Annotated in this window: 21 protein-coding genes; 8 read left to right on the forward strand and 13 right to left on the reverse strand. The window is 69.2% G+C overall.

Going from position 1 to position 18,158, the window contains the following annotated elements; translation table 11 throughout:
- The first annotated feature begins 48 nt into the window (after positions 1–48).
- The gene (locus tag BM140_RS18265; protein WP_091949717.1) at positions 49–825 is read left to right on the forward strand and encodes a cobalamin-binding protein; all 777 of its coding nucleotides are present in this window, start codon (positions 49–51) and stop codon (positions 823–825) included.
- 85 nt (positions 826–910) lie between these two features.
- Complete coding sequence (locus BM140_RS18270) at positions 911–1,411, forward strand: MmcB family DNA repair protein (protein WP_091949720.1); 501 nt, start codon at positions 911–913, stop codon at positions 1,409–1,411.
- A gap of 63 nt (positions 1,412–1,474) precedes the next feature.
- On the opposite strand, the gene BM140_RS18275 is transcribed toward BM140_RS18270, so the two are convergent.
- The 4 genes from BM140_RS18275 to fumC all read right to left on the reverse strand — a co-directional run bounded on the left by BM140_RS18275 (position 1,475) and on the right by fumC (position 3,910).
- Positions 1,475–1,807 carry a hypothetical protein gene (locus BM140_RS18275; RefSeq protein ID WP_091949723.1) on the reverse strand — a complete coding sequence of 111 codons (333 nt, stop codon included), beginning with the start codon at positions 1,805–1,807 and terminating at the stop codon, positions 1,475–1,477.
- 180 nt (positions 1,808–1,987) lie between these two features.
- A complete protein-coding gene (locus BM140_RS18280) occupies positions 1,988–2,230 on the reverse strand; it encodes a ribbon-helix-helix domain-containing protein (protein WP_091949726.1) in 243 nt (80 codons plus the stop codon).
- On the reverse strand, positions 2,227–2,415 hold the full coding sequence (locus BM140_RS18285; protein ID WP_091949728.1) for a DUF4169 family protein: 189 nt from the start codon (positions 2,413–2,415) through the stop codon (positions 2,227–2,229). The genes BM140_RS18280 and BM140_RS18285 overlap by 4 nt, the downstream gene beginning before the upstream one ends.
- A gap of 64 nt (positions 2,416–2,479) precedes the next feature.
- Positions 2,480–3,910, reverse strand: a complete 1,431-nt coding sequence (gene fumC, locus BM140_RS18290) for a class II fumarate hydratase (RefSeq protein WP_091949730.1) — start codon at positions 3,908–3,910, stop codon at positions 2,480–2,482.
- 123 nt (positions 3,911–4,033) lie between these two features.
- On the opposite strand from fumC, the gene BM140_RS18295 reads away from it, so the two are divergent.
- The 5 genes from BM140_RS18295 (at position 4,034) to BM140_RS18315 (ending at position 9,704) form a co-directional block, all read left to right on the forward strand.
- Complete coding sequence (locus BM140_RS18295; RefSeq protein ID WP_091949733.1) at positions 4,034–5,425, forward strand: cytochrome P450; 1,392 nt, start codon at positions 4,034–4,036, stop codon at positions 5,423–5,425.
- 25 nt (positions 5,426–5,450) lie between these two features.
- The gene (copM, locus tag BM140_RS18300; RefSeq protein ID WP_091949736.1) at positions 5,451–5,834 is read left to right on the forward strand and encodes a CopM family metallochaperone; all 384 of its coding nucleotides are present in this window, start codon (positions 5,451–5,453) and stop codon (positions 5,832–5,834) included.
- Positions 5,835–5,933: 99 nt separating this feature from the next.
- Positions 5,934–6,425: a (2Fe-2S)-binding protein gene (locus BM140_RS18305; protein WP_091949811.1), complete on the forward strand. Its 492-nt coding sequence runs from the start codon at positions 5,934–5,936 to the stop codon at positions 6,423–6,425.
- Positions 6,422–7,468 carry an FAD binding domain-containing protein gene (locus BM140_RS18310; RefSeq protein WP_091949739.1) on the forward strand — a complete coding sequence of 349 codons (1,047 nt, stop codon included), beginning with the start codon at positions 6,422–6,424 and terminating at the stop codon, positions 7,466–7,468. Before BM140_RS18305 ends, BM140_RS18310 begins: the two co-directional genes overlap by 4 nt.
- Positions 7,461–9,704, forward strand: coding sequence for a xanthine dehydrogenase family protein molybdopterin-binding subunit (locus BM140_RS18315; RefSeq protein WP_091949742.1), 2,244 nt, complete (start codon positions 7,461–7,463; stop codon positions 9,702–9,704). The genes BM140_RS18310 and BM140_RS18315 overlap by 8 nt, the downstream gene beginning before the upstream one ends.
- 108 nt (positions 9,705–9,812) lie before the next feature.
- On the opposite strand, the gene BM140_RS18320 is transcribed toward BM140_RS18315, so the two are convergent.
- Positions 9,813–10,478, reverse strand: a complete 666-nt coding sequence (locus BM140_RS18320) for a hypothetical protein (RefSeq protein ID WP_091949746.1) — start codon at positions 10,476–10,478, stop codon at positions 9,813–9,815.
- Between the two features lie 195 nt (positions 10,479–10,673).
- Between BM140_RS18320 and cysC the strand changes: the two genes are divergently transcribed.
- Positions 10,674–11,315: an adenylyl-sulfate kinase gene (gene cysC, locus BM140_RS18325; protein ID WP_091949813.1), complete on the forward strand. Its 642-nt coding sequence runs from the start codon at positions 10,674–10,676 to the stop codon at positions 11,313–11,315.
- Here the strand turns inward: cysC and BM140_RS18330 are convergent.
- From BM140_RS18330 to BM140_RS18365, 8 genes are all read right to left on the reverse strand, one after another.
- Positions 11,275–12,270: a MaoC family dehydratase gene (locus BM140_RS18330; protein ID WP_091949748.1), complete on the reverse strand. Its 996-nt coding sequence runs from the start codon at positions 12,268–12,270 to the stop codon at positions 11,275–11,277. The genes cysC and BM140_RS18330 overlap by 41 nt on opposite strands.
- Before the next feature lie 233 nt (positions 12,271–12,503).
- The gene (locus BM140_RS18335) at positions 12,504–12,950 is read right to left on the reverse strand and encodes a hypothetical protein (RefSeq protein ID WP_091949753.1); all 447 of its coding nucleotides are present in this window, start codon (positions 12,948–12,950) and stop codon (positions 12,504–12,506) included.
- A 6-nt stretch (positions 12,951–12,956) separates the two neighbouring features.
- On the reverse strand, positions 12,957–13,286 hold the full coding sequence (locus BM140_RS18340) for a flagellar protein FlgN (protein WP_091949756.1): 330 nt from the start codon (positions 13,284–13,286) through the stop codon (positions 12,957–12,959).
- A gap of 2 nt (positions 13,287–13,288) precedes the next feature.
- Positions 13,289–13,765, reverse strand: a complete 477-nt coding sequence (locus BM140_RS18345) for a rod-binding protein (protein WP_091949759.1) — start codon at positions 13,763–13,765, stop codon at positions 13,289–13,291.
- A 74-nt stretch (positions 13,766–13,839) separates the two neighbouring features.
- On the reverse strand, positions 13,840–14,253 hold the full coding sequence (locus tag BM140_RS18350; RefSeq protein ID WP_091949762.1) for a hypothetical protein: 414 nt from the start codon (positions 14,251–14,253) through the stop codon (positions 13,840–13,842).
- Positions 14,254–14,256: 3 nt separating this feature from the next.
- Complete coding sequence (gene fliR, locus BM140_RS18355) at positions 14,257–15,027, reverse strand: flagellar biosynthesis protein FliR (RefSeq protein ID WP_091949765.1); 771 nt, start codon at positions 15,025–15,027, stop codon at positions 14,257–14,259.
- On the reverse strand, positions 15,024–17,105 hold the full coding sequence (gene flhA / locus BM140_RS18360) for a flagellar biosynthesis protein FlhA (RefSeq protein ID WP_091949768.1): 2,082 nt from the start codon (positions 17,103–17,105) through the stop codon (positions 15,024–15,026). The genes fliR and flhA overlap by 4 nt, the downstream gene beginning before the upstream one ends.
- A gap of 76 nt (positions 17,106–17,181) precedes the next feature.
- Complete coding sequence (locus BM140_RS18365; protein ID WP_091949772.1) at positions 17,182–18,084, reverse strand: LysR family transcriptional regulator; 903 nt, start codon at positions 18,082–18,084, stop codon at positions 17,182–17,184.
- Positions 18,085–18,158: the final 74 nt, after the last annotated feature.

The raw sequence follows: 18,158 nt of genomic DNA on the forward strand, positions 1-18,158 counted from the left end.
AGTGGATGCCGGTTCGTCGAAAGAAAGCGCGGCAAAGCAGAGACTGAAATGCGCCGCTTCCCGCCCGAACGCATCGTCTGCCTGACGGAAGAAACCGTCGAGACGCTGTATCTGCTGGGCGAGGATCACCGCATCGTCGGCGTCTCGGGCTACGCGGTGCGCCCGGCCCGCGTCCGCAAGGAAAAGCCGCGGGTCTCGGCCTTCACCAGCGCCGACATGCCCAAGATCCTGGCGCTCGAACCCGATCTCGTGCTGGCCTTCTCCGACCTCCAGGCGGAGATCGCGGCGAACCTCGCCCGCGCCGGCATCGCCGTCCACCTGTTCAACCAGCGCGACCTGGCCGGCTGCCTGGCGATGATCCGCACGCTCGGCGCCCTCGTCGGCGCGGGTGAGCGGGCCGAGGCGCTGGCCCGCTCCTACGAGGCGCGGCTGAGCGCAGTCGCCGCCGAGAGTACCGGGCGGACGCCGCTCAAGGTGTATTTCGAGGAATGGGACGAGCCGATGATCTCCGGCATCGGCTGGGTCTCCGACCTGATCGGCCATGCCGGTGGGCACGACGTGTTTCCGGACTTGAGCCGGATGCAGGCCGCCAGAGATCGCATCGTCACCTCCGACCAGGTGATCGCGGCGGCGCCCGACGTGATCCTCGCCTCGTGGTGCGGCAAGCGCGTGAACATCGACCGCATCCGCGCCCGGCCGGGCTGGGACGCGATTCCCGCGGTGGCGGCCGGGCGCATCCACGAGATCAAGTCCCCGCTGATCCTCCAGCCGGGGCCGGCGGCGCTGACGGAGGGGTTCGAGGCGATCCGGGCGGCGTTGGGGTGAGACATCGCCACAGGTGACAGCGGCGTGGGGCGCCTGCCAGACTGCGCGTCACGATTCGGCCTCACCCGCAAGCCATCGCCCCGCCATGTCCACAGCCCTCGCGTCGCCGGCCCTCGCGCATGTCGTCCTGCCGCCCGACCGGCGGCAATCACCGACCGCGCTCAACATCCAGCGCGGGGTGCGCCGGCTGTTCGCCGAGATGGGCTGCGTGACGCTCCCCGAGTTCTCGCTCGCCAACGGGCGCCGCGCCGACGTGATCGCCCTGTGCGGGGCGGGCAAGCTCACCATCGTCGAGATCAAATCGAGCGTCGCTGATTTCCGCGCCGATCGAAAATGGCCGGATTACCGCGATTATTGCGACCGCTTCTTCTTCGCGATCCCCGAGAGCGTGCCGGAAAGCCTGATCCCGGAGGAATGCGGCCTCATCGTCGCCGATTCCTTCGGCGCCGCCATCCTGCGCGAACCGGCGGCCCACCCCCTGAGCGGCCCGCGGCGCAAGGCCGTGACCCTGCGCTTCGCCCATTTCGCCGCCGGGCTCTTGCACGCGCTGGCCGATCCTGGCGCGATCCGCGAGGGCGCGCTGTAATCGTTTGGCAACAACCCAATCGGCTCGGCTCTGTGAATGGCCGCTGAGGGTGAGGAGCGTACCTCAAGCAGACCATGGGCGGCCGTCCCAGTAACGCATCTCCAGAGTCTCGTCGTCTTGGAATGTATCCGCCTCAGACGCGGGGTCATCCATGATCCAGGCGTCCACGATTGTACCGCCCCTGCGCCGAATGCCGACGACGGCGACGCCATTCAGCAAGCGGTCGATGTAGGCGCTCAAAGCGGCGTCGTCCGTGGCCCCTTCATCGCGGTCGAGGAGGTTGGGGTGGGTGTGCCACTCGTACCCCACAAACCCAATCAGGATCACGCCGTCGTCGAGGCGCTCGATGACCAAGTCAAGCACACCGTCCGGGCTAACATGGCGCTCGACGACCATGATTCTAACCTCCGCATCAGGCGACAGCGCGCCGTTTTGGCTACATGGCCAAAGCTCGCGAGGCCCGCAACATGTCGAAAGCAGTTCTTGGCACGGTCAGGCTGGTTGAGTTTCAGCCCTCGGACATCGGCGCAAAAGATGGCCGCCGGTTTTTAGAAAAAGCCGATACGACACGAGAACCTAGCCCTCGGTCTGTTCCTGCACCGTGCGCAGCACGTGCACGCGGATCGCCGAGGACAGGTTGCGCCCGGCCCGCTCCGCATCGATGCGACCGATCAGCGCCTGCACCGAGAGGCCTTCCGCCCGCGCGATCCCCTGGAGCGCCTCCCAGAACTCCGCCTCCAGCGAGACGCTGGTGCGGTGGCCCGCGATCATCACCGAGCGCTTAGTGACGCCCTCCGGCGCGGGCCGCCCGTCGCTCATTCCTTGTCAGGATCGGTCAGGCGGTGGCCCTCATGGCGGGAGGCCTCGATCGCCTTGCGGGTCTCGGCGAGCGTCTTGGCCTTCTTCGGGCGGCCGAACAGCACGCGGTTCTCGGCGGCCTTGGCCTCGCGCTCGGCCTTCTCGCGGGCCTTGCGCACCTGCCGCAGGTTGATGATCTCGGCCACCGAATCGTCCTCCGCCAGGGTGTCGGCGCGGGCTGGAAACCCGCGCCGAAACAGGAGTTTGCGCCTATTCCGCGCCGGGCGCCAGCATGGTTTCGGGCCGCACCACGCGCTCGAACTCCTCGTCCGTGACGTAGCCGAGCCGCAGCGCCTCCTCCTTCAGGGTGGTGCCGTTCTTGTGCGCGGTCTTGGCGATCTCGGCGGCCTTGTCGTAGCCGATCGAGGGGGCGAGCGCCGTCACCAGCATCAGCGAGCGGCTCATCAGGTCGGCGATCTTGTCCTCGTTGGCCTTGATGCCGACGACGCAGTTATCGGTGAAGCTGACTGCGGCATCCGCCAGCAGACGCACCGATTGCAGCACCGCGTTGGCGATCACCGGCTTGAACACGTTGAGCTCGAAATGGCCCTGGGAGCCGGCAAAGCTGACCGTGGTGCCGTTGCCGATGACCTGCGCGCAGACCATCGTCAGCGCCTCGCACTGGGTCGGGTTGACCTTGCCCGGCATGATCGAGGAGCCGGGCTCGTTCTCCGGCAGCGAGAGTTCGCCGAGGCCCGAGCGCGGGCCCGAACCCAGCAGACGGATGTCGTTGGCGATCTTGAACAGGCCGGACGCCAGCGCCGAGAGCGCGCCCTGGAGGAAGACGAGGGCGTCGTGGGTGGCGAGCGCCTCGAACTTGTTGTCGGCGGAGGTGAAGGGCAGCCCGGTCAGTTCCGCGACCTTGGCGGCGAAACGCTCGGCGAATTCGGGATGCGCGTTCAGGCCGGTGCCGACGGCGGTGCCGCCCTGCGCCAGCGCCAGCACGCCCGGCAGCGTCGCGGCGATCCGGGAACCGCCGAGCGCCACCTGCGCGGCATACCCTGAGAATTCCTGACCGAGCGAGACCGGGGTCGCGTCCTGGAGGTGGGTGCGGCCGATCTTGACGATGCCCTCGAACGCCTTCGCCTTGGCGTCGAGCGCCCCGTGCAGGTGGGTGAGGGCTGGCATCAGCCGGCCCGAGACCTCGCGGGCGACCGCGATGTGCATGGCGGTCGGGAAGGTGTCGTTGGAGGACTGGCCGCGGTTGCAATGGTCGTTGGGATGGACCGGCGATTTGCCGCCGCGCTTGCCGCCCAGCCGCTCGTTGGCGAGGCTGGCGATGACCTCGTTGGCGTTCATATTGGACTGGGTGCCCGAACCGGTCTGCCAGACCACCAGCGGGAACTCGTCGTCGTGCTTACCCGCGACGACCTCGGCGGCGGATTCGGCGATGGCGTCGGCGACCTTGGCGTCGAGTCCGCCGAGATCCTTGTTCACCAAGGCGGCCGCTTGCTTCACGATGCCGAGCGCGTGGACCAGCGGCGCCGGCTGGCGCTCGGTGCCGATCTTGAAGTTCTGGATCGAGCGCTGGGTCTGCGCGCCCCAGTAGCGGTGGGCCGGCACCTCGATCGGGCCGAAGGTGTCGGATTCCGTGCGGGTCTCGACGCGGGACTCGGCGGCTGGGGACTCGTGCGGCGACATCGTGGCCTCTTCGTTGGCTCGGATCGGCCCCTACTTAACGAAGCCGAGGCTTGAGCGCGATGGCGCCCCGCGAGGGAGCGTGACGCAATTTCTTCACCGTCACCGTGAAGGTTTTGAGTGCCGATGCAGGACACGGCTCTTCTGACGGCGCGAGCGCCGTTCCGCCCGAAGGTGCCGCCGCCGCTGACCCGGCCGCTCGGCCTGTTCGCCTTCCTCAAGGCGGTGCGCGAGAACCCCATCGCCACGTGGATGCAGGCGCATTTCGAGGAGTTCGTCGTCGCGGGCGAGGGCGCGATGGGGCGCATCACCGTGGTGAGCGACCCCGACCTCGTGCGCTACCTGCTGGTCGAGAACGGCGCCAATTACCGTAAGGACGATCTCCAGCGCCGCGTCCTGGCGCCGGGCCTCGGCAACGGCCTGCTCACCGCGGAGGGCGACGAGTGGCGCCTGCAGCGGCGCACCATGGCGCCGATCTTCTCCGCCCGCCACGTCGCGGGCTTTACCGCACAGATGGATGCGGCGGGGTCCCGCGTCGCCAAGCGCCTCGCACGGCGGGATGGGGCCGGCGTCGATGTGGTGCTGGAGATGACCCGCACGACCCTCGATGTGCTGGAACGGACGATCTTCACGCAGGGGCTTCCGGGGGACCCGGACGCCCTCGGGCGGGCGCTGACGCGGCTCCTCGAATCGATCGGGCCGATCGACCCGCTCGACGTGTTCGGCGTGCCGGGCTTCGTGCCCCGCCTCGGACGGCTGAAGGCGCGTCCGGCTTTGCGCTACTTCGCCGAAGTCGTCGATGAGCTCTTGGACCGGCGCAAGGCCGCGCTCGCCCGCGGCGAGGCGCCCCACGACCTGATGACCCTGTTGCTCGCCGCCCAGGACCCGGAATCCGGCAAGGGCCTCTCCGATTTGGAGGTGAAGGCCAACATCGTCACCTTCATCGCCGCCGGCCACGAGACCACCGCCAACGCGCTCACCTGGGCGCTCTACTGCGTCTCGCAGGACGAAGGCGTGCGGGATCGCCTCGAAGCGGAGGCCGACTCGGCGCTTGCCGAAGACGGGACGATGGCGCTCGAAAAACTGCCCTTCGCCAAGGCGGTGATGGAGGAGACCATGCGGCTGTTTCCGCCGGTGCCGTTCCTCAGCCGTCAGGCCCTGCGCGACGACCGGATCGGGCGGGTGAAGATTCCGCGCAACTCCACCGTCATCATCGCCCCATACGTGCTCGGGCGGCACAAGAAACTGTGGGAGGCGCCCGACGCCTTCATCCCCGACCGGTTCCTCGGTGAGCGACGGGACGCCGTGCGGCGCTTCTCCTACCTGCCGTTCGGGGCCGGACCGCGCATCTGCATCGGCCAGAGCTTCTCGCTGCAGGAGGCGACGCTGGTGCTGGCCCACGTGGTCCGCTCGGTGCGCCTCACCCTGCCGCCGGACCATCCGCCGGTGACGCCGCTGCACCGGGTGACGCTCAGGCCGAAGGAGGGCTTGCGGATGATCGCCGCGCGGCGGCATTGAGCCCGCCGCCAACACGGGAGACACGATGAAGACCCTGCCGATCCTCGCCGCCCTGACCGCCGCCTGCGGGCTCGCGAGCCTCGCCTTCGCGCAAGGTTCGCACCACCATCACGACCACGGAACCAAGCCATCCGCGGGCGAGACACCGGCCACCCGCGCCTTCCGCGAGGCCGATGCCCGAATGCACGAGGAGATGGCGATCCGCTACACCGGCGATGTCGATGTCGATTTCGTGCGCGGAATGATCCCGCACCATCGCGGCGCGGTCGCCATGGCGAAGGTCGCGTTGGAGCACTCGAAGAACCCCGAAATCCGCAAGCTCGCCGAGGACATCGTCCGCTCGCAGGACGCGGAAATCGCCTTCATGGAGCGGTTCCTGAAGGAGAAAGAGGCCGCCAAACCGCGCTGACACGCTGCGACCGTTTCGCATCGCACTGGCCGGGCGGGTCCCAGGGGCTAATTGAAACGCTTCCAGAGTGGGAGCCCGCCCGTGGAAGCACCATCCAGCCTGTCCCTGTCGCTCAGCATCAACGGGACGCGGCACGACATCGCCCTCGACGATCCCCGCGTCACCCTCCTCGATCTCCTGCGCGAGCGCCTCGGGCTGACCGGCTCGAAGAAGGGCTGCGACCGCGGCCAGTGCGGCGCCTGCACCGTTCTGGTGAACGGGCGCCGGGTGAATTCCTGCCTCAGCCTCGCGGTCAGCCTCGACGGCGCCGAGATCACCACCATCGAGGGGCTGGCGCAGGGCGACGCTCTGCATCCGGTCCAGGCCGCCTTCATCGCCCATGACGGGTTCCAGTGCGGCTTCTGCACGCCGGGCCAGATCATGAGCGCGGTCGGCCTGATCCGCGAGGGCCATGCGGGCGACGATCCCGAGCGCGTGCGCGAGGCGATGAGCGGCAACCTCTGCCGCTGCGGCGCCTATATCGGCATCACGCAGGCCGTGCTCGACGCGCAGGCCAAGATGGCGAGCGAGCAGCAGGGAGAGGCCGCGTGAACCGCTTCGACTACGTCCGCGCCTCGACCGTCGCCGAGGCGGTGGCGGCGGCCTCCGCGCCGGGCGCGGCCTATCTCGCCGCCGGCACCAACCTGCTCGACCTGATGAAGGGCGGCGTCACCCGGCCCACCCGCCTCGTCGACGTCACCCATCTGCCCGATCTCGACCGGATCGAGCGCCTGCCCGAGGGCGGATTCCGCGTGGGCGCGCTCGTGCGCAACAGCGATCTGGCCTACGATAGCGGCTTCGCCCGCGCCCACCCCTCGGTGGCCGAGGCGCTGCTGTCGGGCGCCTCCGCTCAGCTGCGCAACGCCGCAACCGTCGCCGGCAACCTGATGCAGCGCACCCGCTGCCCTTACTTCTACGACCCGGCCAGCGCCTGCAACAAGCGCCAGCCCGGCGCGGGCTGCGAGGCGCAAGGCGGCGAGACGCGGCTGCACGCCGTGCTCGGCTGGAGCGAACACTGCATCGCCACCCACCCCTCGGACTTCTGCGTGCCGCTGGTGGCCCTCGACGCCGTCGTGGAGATCGCCGGAAGGGACGGGCCGCGGACCGTGCCGCTCGAAGCTTTCCACCGCCTGCCGGACGACGCGCCCGAGCGCGAGACCGTGCTGGAACCGGGCGAACTGATCGTGGCGGTCCGCCTGCCAGACGAGGCCGCCGCCTTCTCCGGGCATTCGCGCTACCTGAAGATCCGCGACCGCACCTCCTACGCCTTTGCGGTGGTCTCGGCGGCAGCCTCGCTGCGGCTCGACCAGGGGCGCATCGCGGAAGGCCGCCTCGCGCTCGGCGGCGTCGCCCTCAAGCCCTGGCGGGCTCGGGAGGCGGAACGCGTGCTCGCCGGCGCCGAACCGAACGAGACGACCTTCCGCCAAGCCGCCGACGCGGCCTTGGCGTCGGCAAAACCCTCCGGCGACAACGCCTTCAAGATCGAACTCGCCCGCCGCCTCATCGTCCGCACGCTCGTCCGCGCCGCCGCGGGCACGCCGGAACGCATGCCCGCCCTGCCGGCCTCCGCCTTCGAGGAGACGCTCCATGCCTGACATCGCCTATGAGCAGGCCCGGCACGGGTCGAGCATCGGCCAGCCGCTCACCCGCCGCGACGGTTTTTTGAAAGTGACCGGTGGCGCTACTTTTGCGGCCGATAATCGGCCCGAAGGCATGCTGCACGCGGTCATCGCGGTGAGCCGCATCGCCCGGGGCCGCGTCACCCATCTCGATGTCGCGGCGGCGAAAGCCCATCCGGGCGTGGTCGACGTGATGGTCCCGGGCAACGCCCCCAAGCTCGCCGCCGACCCGGACGCCAAGAACGACCCCTTCACCTTCCGGCTCGACCTCCTGCAGAACGACCGCGTCCGCTACGCCCACCAGCCGATCGCGGTGGTGATCGCGCAGACTCTGGAGGCCGCGACCGAGGGCGCCGAGCTGCTGGCGCCGCGCTACGAGATCGAGGCACCGCGCATCGGCCTCGACACGGCGGAAGCCCATAAGCCGCAGGCGGTGGGGGCGGGCGACAAGACCGCCGCGACCAAGGGCGACGTGGAAGCGGGGCTGGCGAACGCCGAGCGCCGGATCGAGGCGGTCTACGAGACGCCTGCGCAGTACCACAACGCCATGGAGCCCCACGCCATCGTGGCGCAGTGGGACGGGGACCGGCTCACCGTCGATACGCCGAGCCAGGGCATGGCGATGGCGACGATGCGGCTCGCCGGCCTGTTCGGCATCGATCCGAAGAACATCCTGGTGCGCTCGCCCTTCCTCGGCGGCGGCTTCGGCTCGAAGGGCTTCCTCTCCGGGCCCCAGGTGCTCGGCGTCATGGCGGCCAAGCATGTGGGTCGGCCGGTGAAGCTGGTGCTGCGGCGCGAGCAGATGTTCGGACCCGTCGGCCACCGGGCCGAGACGCGCCAGACGCTCCGTCTCGGCACCGACGGATCGGGCGCGCTGACCGCCCTCGACCACCACACGCTCACCGCCACCAGCAGCTTCGACGACTTCTACGAGCCGGCCAGCGCCCTCTCACGCTACCTCTACAAGGCGCCCGCGCTCGCCACCACGCATTCCGGCGTGCGGCTCGATACCGGCACGCCGCTGTTCATGCGCGCCCCCGGCGAAGCCTCGGGCAGCGCGGCGCTGGAAGCCGCCATCGACGAGATGGCGGAGGCCTGCGGCATGGATCCGCTCGCGTTCCGCTTCGCCAACTACGCCGAGGCCGAGCCGATCTCGGAGCGGCCGTTCTCCTCGAAGGCCCTGCGCGAATGCTACGAGCAGGGCGCGGCCCGCTTCGGCTGGGAGCGGCGCTCCTCGGCGCCGCGCTCCATGCGCGACGCGGCCGGTCGCCTCGTCGGCTGGGGCGTCGGCACCGCCCTGTTCCCGGCCCTGATGATGCAGGCGGAGGCCCGCGCCGAAATCCGCGCCGACGGCTCCGGCACGGTGGCGATCGGCGCCCACGACATGGGGCAGGGCGCCTGGACGGCGCTCGCCCAGATCGGCGCCGACGGCCTCGGGATCGACCTCGACCAGCTCGACTTCCGGAGCGGATCGTCGGACCTGCCGAACGGCGGCATCGCCGGCGGGTCGGCCCACACCGCGACCGCCGGCGCGGCGATCCATTCGGCGGCGGCCGCCGTGCTGGCGCAGCTGTCGGATCTCGCCACCGGCGACGAACGCTCTCCGCTCTTCGGTGCCGGCAATGCCGGCGTCTACGCAGCCGGCGGGCGCCTGATCCGCCGCGACGACGAGAGCCGAGCCGAATCCTTCTCCGACATCCTGGCGCGAGCCGGAAAGGATTCGATCTCGGCTTCGGGGAAGGGCGCGCCCGATCCGGCCTCGCGTGAGTCCTATGCCATGCACGCCCACGGCGCGGTCTTCGCCGAGGTCACGGTCGATCCCGATCTCGGCCAGATCCGGGTGACGCGCCTCGTCGGCGCCTTCGCCGCCGGCCGCATCGTCAACCCGCGCCTCGTCACCAGTCAGTATTACGGTGGCATGATCTGGGGCGTGTCGTTCGCGCTGCACGAGAACGCCGTGGTCGATCCCCGCTCGGGCCGGGTGATGAACCCCAATCTCGGCGAGTACCACGTGCCCGTGAACGCCGACGTGCCCTCGATCGAGGCGATCCTCGTGGAGGAGCACGATCCGCACGTGAACCCGCTCGGCATCAAGGGCGTGGGCGAGATCGGCATCACCGGCACCGCCGGCGCCATCGCCAACGCGGTGTATCACGCCACCGGCGTGCGGGTGCGGAAGATGCCGATCACGCTGGATAAGGTGCTGGGGTAGTCGCGGAGGCGACCGCGCATCCCCTCTCCCTGCGTGCGGGGAAAGGGGATGCGCACCACGCTCATCGCGTCACCGAAACTGCGGCGGCGCTCGGTATCGTCTGAGCGATTATTCCCCCATATCCCGCCGCCAGCGCGCCTCGGCGCGGCGGTAAAGCTCCACATCCTCCGGGTTCAGCGCCTCCAGCCGCGCCCGCGCCGCATCGTCCAGCGTCGGCCCGGTCAGCCGGCTGACGATCGAGCGCTTGTTGCGGTGAAGCACCGGGAAGGTCGTGCCGAAGCGCTCGTTGAGGCGTGCGACGAAGCGGTCGTAGTCCGACAGGATGCCGACGACGCCGACCGTCTCCAAATCGGCGATGCCGAACGACTTCGACTGGATGTTCCGGTTCTCCGGCTTCTCGGTGAATGCCTCGAAGCTCTCCGAGGTACGCCCCTGCGCCTTCTGGAAGGCGTAGTAGGACAGAACCTGATCGGGCACCGGGCGGAACAGCGCGAAGGCGCGGGCCGGGTCGTAACAGGGCAGGTAGGCCGCGCTCATGTGGCTGGAGAAGAAGGCGATGTCGTTCTCGACGACATGGGTCGCCAGCGCCACGAGCTTCTGCTCGATCGGCATCTCCGGGCTGTAATGCATGATCCGGTTGGCGAACGGGCTCGTGGTCTTGGCGTCGCGCCCGTAGGCCATCAGCAGCTTGTCGGCCGGAAAGATCTGCGCCGCCGCGTGGCGCAGGCTGGTGCCGCCGGTTTTCGGCAAGTGAATGAAGAACAGGGGCGCCATGCGTCTGTTTCTACGAACTCCGCGAAAGCGCGGGCTCCGGTGCGGGGAAGAAGGGGCCGGCCGAGGCGCGGCAGTTGGGCGACGACATCCTTTGTCGAGCGGGCGCAAATAGGGCATTCTGCTCCGAACGCCATTCGCCGGAGGACGATCCGCTTGGCCGTACCGAACCGCAAGCCGAAGGTCGCCCCGGAGATCATGGCTTCCGACCTCGCCTCCAACGTCGCCTCCAACGTCACTTGGCAGACGCTTCAGCCGCGCGAGCGGCGCTGGCAGCGGATGGGCCAACGGCCGGTGATCGCGTGGTTCACCGGCCTGTCGGGAGCCGGCAAATCGACCATCGCCGATGCCGTCGACCGCGCCCTGACGGAAGCCGGGCGCCACACCATGGTCCTCGACGGCGACAACCTGCGCCACGGGCTCAACCGCGATCTCGGCTTCACCGCCGCCGACCGGGTCGAGAACATCCGCCGCGCCGCCGAGACCGCCCGGCTGATGGCGGAGGCCGGCCTCGTCGTGATCGTCTCGCTGATCTCACCGTTCCGGACCGAGCGGCAGACGGCGCGGGACATCGCCGGCGACGTGCCGTTCCTCGAGGTGTTCATCGATACGCCGCTGTCGGTCTGCGAGGCGCGCGATCCGAAGGGGCTCTACGACAAGGCCCGCGCGGGTGCGATCCCGAACTTCACCGGCATCTCGGCGCCCTACGAGCCGCCGGAAGCCCCCGACCTGATCCTCGCCACCCGCGGACTCGCCGTGACGGATTCGGCTCATCCGCTGATCGAGACATTGCTCGCCCTCAGCGCGGCGGAGCCCATTGCCAGAACACCGAGCCGGTGAACTCGAAGACCGGTTCGCCCCGCTGGTTATGCGCGGTGTTGTGGTGGGTGGCGATGCCCCAGCCGGGGCGCGAGGCCGAGGCGCGCCGGTCGGTCAAGCGGCAGGCATAGCTCAGAGTGTCGCCCGCATAGACTGGACGCAGCCAGCGCATGTCCTTGAAGCCGGGCGACGGCCCGAGCTGCGGCACCGGGCCGGAGCGGGCGGTGAGCGCGATGTCGCGGGCGAAGGTGGCGTGCAGCCGCTTCATCCACACGGCCGCCGTCTGCCAGCCGGAGGCGCAGAGCGCGCCGAAATGCGTGGCCCGCGCGGCCTCGGGATCGAGATGGAAGACTTGCGGATCGTATTGCCGGGCGAAGGCCACGATGGCGTCCGCCTCGAAGCGGTGGGCGCCGAGCGGCCGAACCCGGCCGATCTCGGCCTCGCCCAGATAGGGAAACGTCTCGGCGTCCTGCGCCTCCGGGCGGGGTGCGGAGGCGGTGTCCACTACGACGGGGCGCGGCTCCGGGGTCGCCCCGGCGCGGGCGAACATCACGGCGAAGGCCTGCGTCATCACCGCCTCGCCGCCGGCATCGGTCAGCGTCATCGACAGGCGGGCGATGCCGCGGTCGGGCTTCGAGGCGGAGGCACGGGTCTCCTCGACCCGAATCGTCGCCGAGAGCGCGTCGCCCGGCAGCACCGGCTTGAGCCAGCGCAGGCGATCGATGCCCGGCGAGCCCATGGAGGTCGCCCGCGAGACCAGCGCCTCGGCGAGGAGCCGCATGCCGACGGCCGCCGTCTGCCAGCCGGAGCCGATCAGCGTGCCGACGAAGGTCTCCTTCGCCGCCGCCTCGTCGAGGTGGAAGGGCTGCGGATCGTACTCGCGGGCGAAGGCGATCATCGCCTCGCGGGTGACGGTGACCGGGCCGGCCTTGTATTTCTGGCCGGGCTTGAGATCGTCGAAGGTGAGAAGAGCCATGGGCTGCCGCGCGGCGTGACGGTTTCCAGCCGGGCTAGCACGCCGATGACTGGCTTCCGAGTCCAAGCACGCAACGCACCGGCGCGCTGCGCGCGGCTTCCTCTCATCACGCCGTCGTTCCCGGGCGCGCCGAAGGCGTGCAATCCGCGACTGGCCGCGACACCATTTCCATCCGCCGCGTCACGGATGGATTCCGGGTTCCGCTGCGCGGCCCCGGAACGACGGCGGAGCGGTTACGAACGCACCTCGCGCTTGGCGACGAAGTTCAGCTCGTCCACCAGCACGTCCTTGACCACGTCGGAACCGAGGCGCTCGTTGACCTTGGCGCGGATCTGCGCGAGCCGGGCGTTGATGTCGTAGCGGGCTAGCTTTCGGAAATCGATCGTCGGGTCGCCGTAGATCTGGCGGAAGGCTTCGTCGACCACGAAGCTATTGGGGGGCACCGGCAGGGTGTGCATCAGCTTGGCATCCGCCGTGAAGACCAGCACGGCGATGACGTAGCCCTGGACCTTGCCGTCCGCCACCATCGGAATGTTGATCGGCGCGAGTTTTTGATATTGCAGGCCTTCCAAGTAAGGCTCGGTCGGCTTGGAAAAAAAGCCGCCGCCGAAGGTCACCGCCGCGTAGCAGGAGGCGATGGTGACGGCGCAGATCCACAGGCCGGTGACGAGGACTTTCATGACCCGTCAGCGCCCGATCCGCGCCGAGTAGGTGCCGTCGGACTCAGCCGCCCGCAGGGTCGCCGCCAGCGTGTCGCCGATCTCCTCCACCGCCCGCAGATGCCGGGCGACCGCCACCTGATTGCGGGCGAGCTTGTCGTGGAGGCGCGCCAGCACGATGCCGGTGGTGGCGTCGATCTCCTCGGCCGAGACCGTGCGGGCAAGGCGCGTGAGTTCGAGCAGGCTCTGGCTCTTGGCGCGGTTGACCGCCTCCAGATCGATCTCGGCGTTGGTGTCGAGCGCCTCGGTCTCGGCCTCGATCGTGGCTTCCAGGCGCTTGAGGGAATCGAGCAGCATCGTCAGACCTTTCCGGCCACGCCCGTCGCCGCGGCGGGCAGATTCGGCACCGTGTTGGGTTTGGCGTTCTCCAGCATCCGGGCGATGCCGATGCCGCCGGACTTGGCGATCTGCTGGCCGATCTGGTCGGCGAGCATCGACTTCCACAGGTTGCCGGTGTTGCCCTTACCGTAGACGGCCTCGGACTTGTCCGGCAGCATCGTCTCGATGAATTGAGCCAGCACCTGCCCCTCGAACTTGCGGTAGGGATCGGCACCGCCCTTCAGCGTGGTGTCGTTCTTGAGGCTGGTCAGCGCGCCGCGGGCGTCGATCGGCATGTGCAGGCTGTAGCCGGCATCGCGGGCGGCGTCGGCCGCGGCACTCGCGAAGGCGGCCGGGTCGCCCGGCTGAGACAGCTTGGCCGCCGCCTCCTGATAGCGAGCCGGATCGGCGGCGCGAGCGACGTCCATGACGATGTCGGAGGGAGGGGTGATGCTCATCGCGAGGCCGGTCCTGACGGGGGGCGGCGATCGCGGTTCGCCACCTGTATTGCCGAGATCTTAAAGCCCCTGGCTTACGGGAGGCTTGCGTCCCTGCGCTGGGCCAGCCCGTCGAGGCGCTCGATACCCTCGACCCGCTCGCGCTCGCGCCGCAGCAGCTCGCCGACGCGCTCGGCGCCGAGTTCGGCCCGTTTCTGCGCGAGACCTTTCTCGCGGACATCGTCGCTCTGCCGGGCGGCGGCCTGCTCGAGTTCGGTGGCGCGGGAGGCCAGCGCCCGCAGGCGGCGGTTGGCGGCCTCCAGGAACAGGTGGCCGTGGCTGTCGCCGCCGAGAGCACTCAACAACGCTGCCCGATCCTGCTCGACGGCCTCCGCGTCGCGGCGGATCGCGGCGAGCTGCCACTCAGCGGCGCGGCGCATCTGCTCCTGCACGGCGGTCAGCCGCTCGGCGCGCTTGAGGCGTTTCGCCAGGTCTCCGGTTGCCGCCACGGTTCAGCCCCGCCTCAGCCATTGCGCGTAGCCCGCGAGGAACTGCGTCATGAACTCGCCCGCGACCGCGTAGAGCAGGATCAGCGCGCCGAACATGATGAAGGGCGTGGCCACGAAGTAGACGGGAATCGTCGGCGTGAGCTTGTTCACGAAACCCGCCGCGAGGTTGACCGCCACCGCGTAGATCACGAACGGGGCGGCGATCCTGAGCGAGAGCGCGAAGGCCTCGCCGATCTGGTCGGTGAGGCGAACGAGCGCGGTCTGGGTGCCGAGGCCCTCGCCCGGCGGGATGCGGGAATAGGAATCGATCAGCCCGCGAAACAGCTCCCAGTGCAGGTCGGCGGCGAACATCAGGGCGACGGCCGAGAAGACAATGAACGATTCGACCGCCGGGATCGCGTCGGTGCCCTCCACCGGGGTGCCCGGCATGGAGCCGAAGCCGACCATGGTCGAGGTCGCGTTCATCACGGTTTCCAGCACGAAGACGAAGATGCGGCCCAGAAGCCCGATCAGCAGCCCGGTGAAGGTCTCGCTGGCGATCCAGGCGAGCGTCTCGGTCGGCGCCTGGCCCGAGACCTTCGCCTGGAACAGCGGCAGCAGCAGCGGCGTCACCGCGAGCGAGACGCCGCCCGCGATCATCAGGCGGACCTGCGCCGGCACCCGCGGGCTCGACAGGCCCGGCACGATCAGCAGGCAGGCGCCGACGCGGCAGAAGATCAGGAAGGTGGCGAGCGCCGCATCCCCGCCGAGCAGGCTGCCGGCGAGCGGGATCACGAAATGGTGCCCAGCGACTTGATCTCGACGCCGCGGGCGATCTCGAGATGCGAGAGCACCGGCAGGGTCGGGAAGATGCGCTCGATGATCATGCGGACATAGGGCCGGGCATCGGGCGCGGTGACGAGGGCGAAGCTGTGGACCTGCCGCATCCGGTCGCGGATCGCGGTGCCGGCCTCGGTGCCGAACTGCTCGACGAGGCGCGGATCGATGTCGAACTCGATCACCTCGCCCTTGGCGTCGCGCTTGAGGCTCTGGTGGAAGGTGAGATCCCAGTTGGCGCCGAGCCTGAGCACGTGGAGCGTGCCGTCCTCGGCCAGATCGCCGCAGATCTGTTGCGCCACGCGCATCCGCACATGCTCGGCGATCTGCTCGGCGCGGCGGGCATGCGGGGTGATCTCGGCCACCGCCTCCAGGATCAGGTGCAGGTTGCGGATCGAGACCCGCTCGGACAAGAGCAGCTTCAACACCGCCTGAAGGCCGGAATGCGAGATCTGGGACGGGCTGATCTCGTCGAGCAGGCGCTTGTATTCCGGGTCGAGCCGGTCGAGCAGGGCGCGCATGTCCTTGTAGGACAGGAACTGGGGCAGGTTGTTGCGGATCACCTCCGAGAGGTGGGTCAGCAGCACGGACGCGCCGTCGATGGCCTCGAAACCGGAGCGGCGCACCTCGCCGGCATAGGCATCGACCACCCAGAGCGCCTTCATGCCGAAGGCGGGCTCGCGCACCTCCTCGCCGGGCACGTCGGGGCGCGGCCCCTCGCCGACGACGACCAGAAGCTCGCCCGGCCGCATCTCCTGCGTCGCCGTCGCGGTGCCGTGGATGCGGATCTGATAGCTCTTCGGCGGCAGGGTCAGGCTGTCGGTGAGTTTGATCTCGGGGACGACGAAGCCGTACTGGCGCGCGAACTTGCGGCGCATCTTGGCGACGCGGTGCTGCAATTCGGCGTGGCTGGTCTGGATCTGCGCCGAGACCTGACGGCCGAGGCACAGCTCGATCTCCGGCGTCTTGAGCTGCTCCTTGACCGAATCCTTCACCTCGGCCTGCTTCGTCTCGGCCTCTTGCCGGGCCTTCGCCGCGGCGAGCGCGGCCTGGGCGGCGCGGCGCTTCGGGATGGTGATGGCGACGAAGCCCATCAGGCCGGACAGGGCGACGAAGGGCAGGAACGGCAGGCCGGGGACCAGCGCGAACATCAGCATGAGCGCGGCCGCGACCATCAGGGCGCGGGGATAGGCGCCGAGCTGGCCCATCACCGCCTCTTCCGCGGTGCCGCGGGTGCCGCCCTTCGACACGAGGAGGCCGGCGGCGAGCGAGACGATGAGCGCCGGGATCTGCGAGACGAGGCCGTCGCCGACGGACAGCTTCACGAACACGTCCGCGGCCTGGCCCAGCGGCATGCCGTGGCGCGTCGTGCCGATGATGACGCCGCCGAACACGTTGACCGCGATGACGATGAGCGAGGCCACCGCCTCGCCGCGCACGAATTTAGAGGCGCCGTCCATCGAGCCGAAGAAGGCCGATTCCTCTTCGAGCTCCCGGCGGCGGCGCTGCGCCTCCTTGTCGTCGATCAACCCGGCATTGAGGTCGGCGTCGATCGCCATCTGCTTGCCGGGGATGGCATCCAGCGTGAAGCGGGCGCCGACCTCGGCGATACGGGTCGCGCCCTTGGTGATGACGAGGAAGTTGACCGTGATCAGGATCACGAAGACGACGATTCCGATGACGAAATCGCCGCTCATCACGAATTGGGAGAAGCCCTGGATGACGTGGCCGGCGGCGTCCACGCCCTTCTGACCGTTGGCCAGGATCAGCCGCGTGGTGGCGATGCCGAGGGCCAGCCGCAACAGCGTGGCGATCAGCAGCACGGTCGGGAAGGCGGAGAATTCGAGGGGCTTCTGAATCCAGAGCGCCACCATCAGGATCAGCACGGAGAGCGCGATCGAGAAGGCGAGCCCGACGTCGATCAGGACGGCGGGCACCGGCAGGAACAGAACCGCCAGGATCGCGACGATGCCGGCCGCGAAGCCGAAATCCCGCCGCGACTTCTTCTCCAGGACGAGCGCCTCGCTCACCGCCATGACGACACCGCTTCCCGCATCATGGGGCCGTGATGGCGGAGGAAGCTTGCGCGGGGATGGGTCCTCCCAGGTGCGGTCAGACGATCCCGTCGATCCGTCGTAGTTCCGGGATCAGAAAGTCGATGAACGCACGGACGACCGGCCTCAGGAACTTGGCGGAGGCGTAGGTCAGAAAAAGTTCGCTCGCCTCGACTTCGTCCTGCGGCAGGGCGCGGACGAGGCGCCCCGATGCCAAGTGATCGGCAACGAGCAGGTGCTGCGCCGTTCCGATGCCGCGCCCCGCTTCGAGGGCCCCGACCAGCACCTGGGGGTTGTTGGTCGTAAGAACCGGATGGACCTGGACCTCCGTCGTCGAGGGGCCGCGGCACAGCGTGATCGTGCCTTGTCTGGACAGGATCGTGGTCGAGACGATCAGTCCGTGGCGAACGAGGTCGAGATGGTTGCCGGGCGTTCCGTGCCGCGCGAGGTAGTCGGGGGCTGCGACCAGTATGCGACGGCTCGCTCCGACGCGCCGTGCGATCAGGTTCTGCGCTTCGGGGCGCCCGACACACAAAGCGAGGTCGATGTTGTCCTCGATGAGATTGATCGCCCGATCCTCGAGCGTCAGCGACACCCGCAACTGGGGGTGACGGCTCTGAAAGTCGAACACGATCCGGCTCAGATGCCGCTCACCGACGCAGACCGGGCCATGGATGTGCAGGTCACCCGTGATCGAGCCGGCGCCGTTCCGGACATCCTCGATAGCGGCGTCGATGGTCGACAAAGCGCCGCTCGTCGCATCGTAGAGGAGACGACCCGGCTCGCTGAGCTGCATCGCCCGTGGGCTTCGATGCAGGAGGCGCGTGCCCATGTGCCCTTCCAACTCGCGCAGGATCTTGCTGACGGCAGGCTGGGAAATCCCGAGGTCGCGGGCGGCGGCGGTCATGGAACCGCGCTCGACGACGCGGATGAACACCCGAAGCGCGGCCACCGTGTTCATCGATAACCTGCGGTTATGGAAACCATGCCCCCATCACCGATAGGCGGGGTCTCGCAAATCCGCAAACTCGTGCC

It is taken from the genome of Methylorubrum salsuginis (assembly GCF_900114375.1).
Lineage (GTDB): Bacteria > Pseudomonadota > Alphaproteobacteria > Rhizobiales > Beijerinckiaceae > Methylobacterium > Methylobacterium salsuginis.

Excerpts from the sequence above, each read along its gene's own strand:
- BM140_RS18265 (WP_091949717.1), top strand. The coding sequence starts at position 49 with ATGCGCCGCTTCCCGCCCGAACGCATCGTCTGCCTGACGGAAGAAACC.
- BM140_RS18270 (WP_091949720.1), top strand. The coding sequence starts at position 911 with ATGTCCACAGCCCTCGCGTCGCCGGCCCTCGCGCATGTCGTCCTGCCG.
- BM140_RS18275 (WP_091949723.1), bottom strand. The coding sequence starts at position 1,807 with ATGGTCGTCGAGCGCCATGTTAGCCCGGACGGTGTGCTTGACTTGGTC.
- BM140_RS18280 (WP_091949726.1), bottom strand. The coding sequence starts at position 2,230 with ATGAGCGACGGGCGGCCCGCGCCGGAGGGCGTCACTAAGCGCTCGGTG.
- fumC (WP_091949730.1), bottom strand. The coding sequence starts at position 3,910 with ATGTCGCCGCACGAGTCCCCAGCCGCCGAGTCCCGCGTCGAGACCCGC.
- BM140_RS18295 (WP_091949733.1), top strand. The coding sequence starts at position 4,034 with ATGCAGGACACGGCTCTTCTGACGGCGCGAGCGCCGTTCCGCCCGAAG.
- copM (WP_091949736.1), top strand. The coding sequence starts at position 5,451 with ATGAAGACCCTGCCGATCCTCGCCGCCCTGACCGCCGCCTGCGGGCTC.
- BM140_RS18315 (WP_091949742.1), top strand. The coding sequence starts at position 7,461 with ATGCCTGACATCGCCTATGAGCAGGCCCGGCACGGGTCGAGCATCGGC.
- BM140_RS18320 (WP_091949746.1), bottom strand. The coding sequence starts at position 10,478 with ATGGCGCCCCTGTTCTTCATTCACTTGCCGAAAACCGGCGGCACCAGC.
- cysC (WP_091949813.1), top strand. The coding sequence starts at position 10,674 with ATGGCTTCCGACCTCGCCTCCAACGTCGCCTCCAACGTCACTTGGCAG.
- BM140_RS18330 (WP_091949748.1), bottom strand. The coding sequence starts at position 12,270 with ATGGCTCTTCTCACCTTCGACGATCTCAAGCCCGGCCAGAAATACAAG.
- BM140_RS18335 (WP_091949753.1), bottom strand. The coding sequence starts at position 12,950 with ATGAAAGTCCTCGTCACCGGCCTGTGGATCTGCGCCGTCACCATCGCC.
- BM140_RS18340 (WP_091949756.1), bottom strand. The coding sequence starts at position 13,286 with ATGCTGCTCGATTCCCTCAAGCGCCTGGAAGCCACGATCGAGGCCGAG.
- BM140_RS18345 (WP_091949759.1), bottom strand. The coding sequence starts at position 13,765 with ATGAGCATCACCCCTCCCTCCGACATCGTCATGGACGTCGCTCGCGCC.
- flhA (WP_091949768.1), bottom strand. The coding sequence starts at position 17,105 with ATGGCGGTGAGCGAGGCGCTCGTCCTGGAGAAGAAGTCGCGGCGGGAT.
- BM140_RS18365 (WP_091949772.1), bottom strand. The coding sequence starts at position 18,084 with ATGAACACGGTGGCCGCGCTTCGGGTGTTCATCCGCGTCGTCGAGCGC.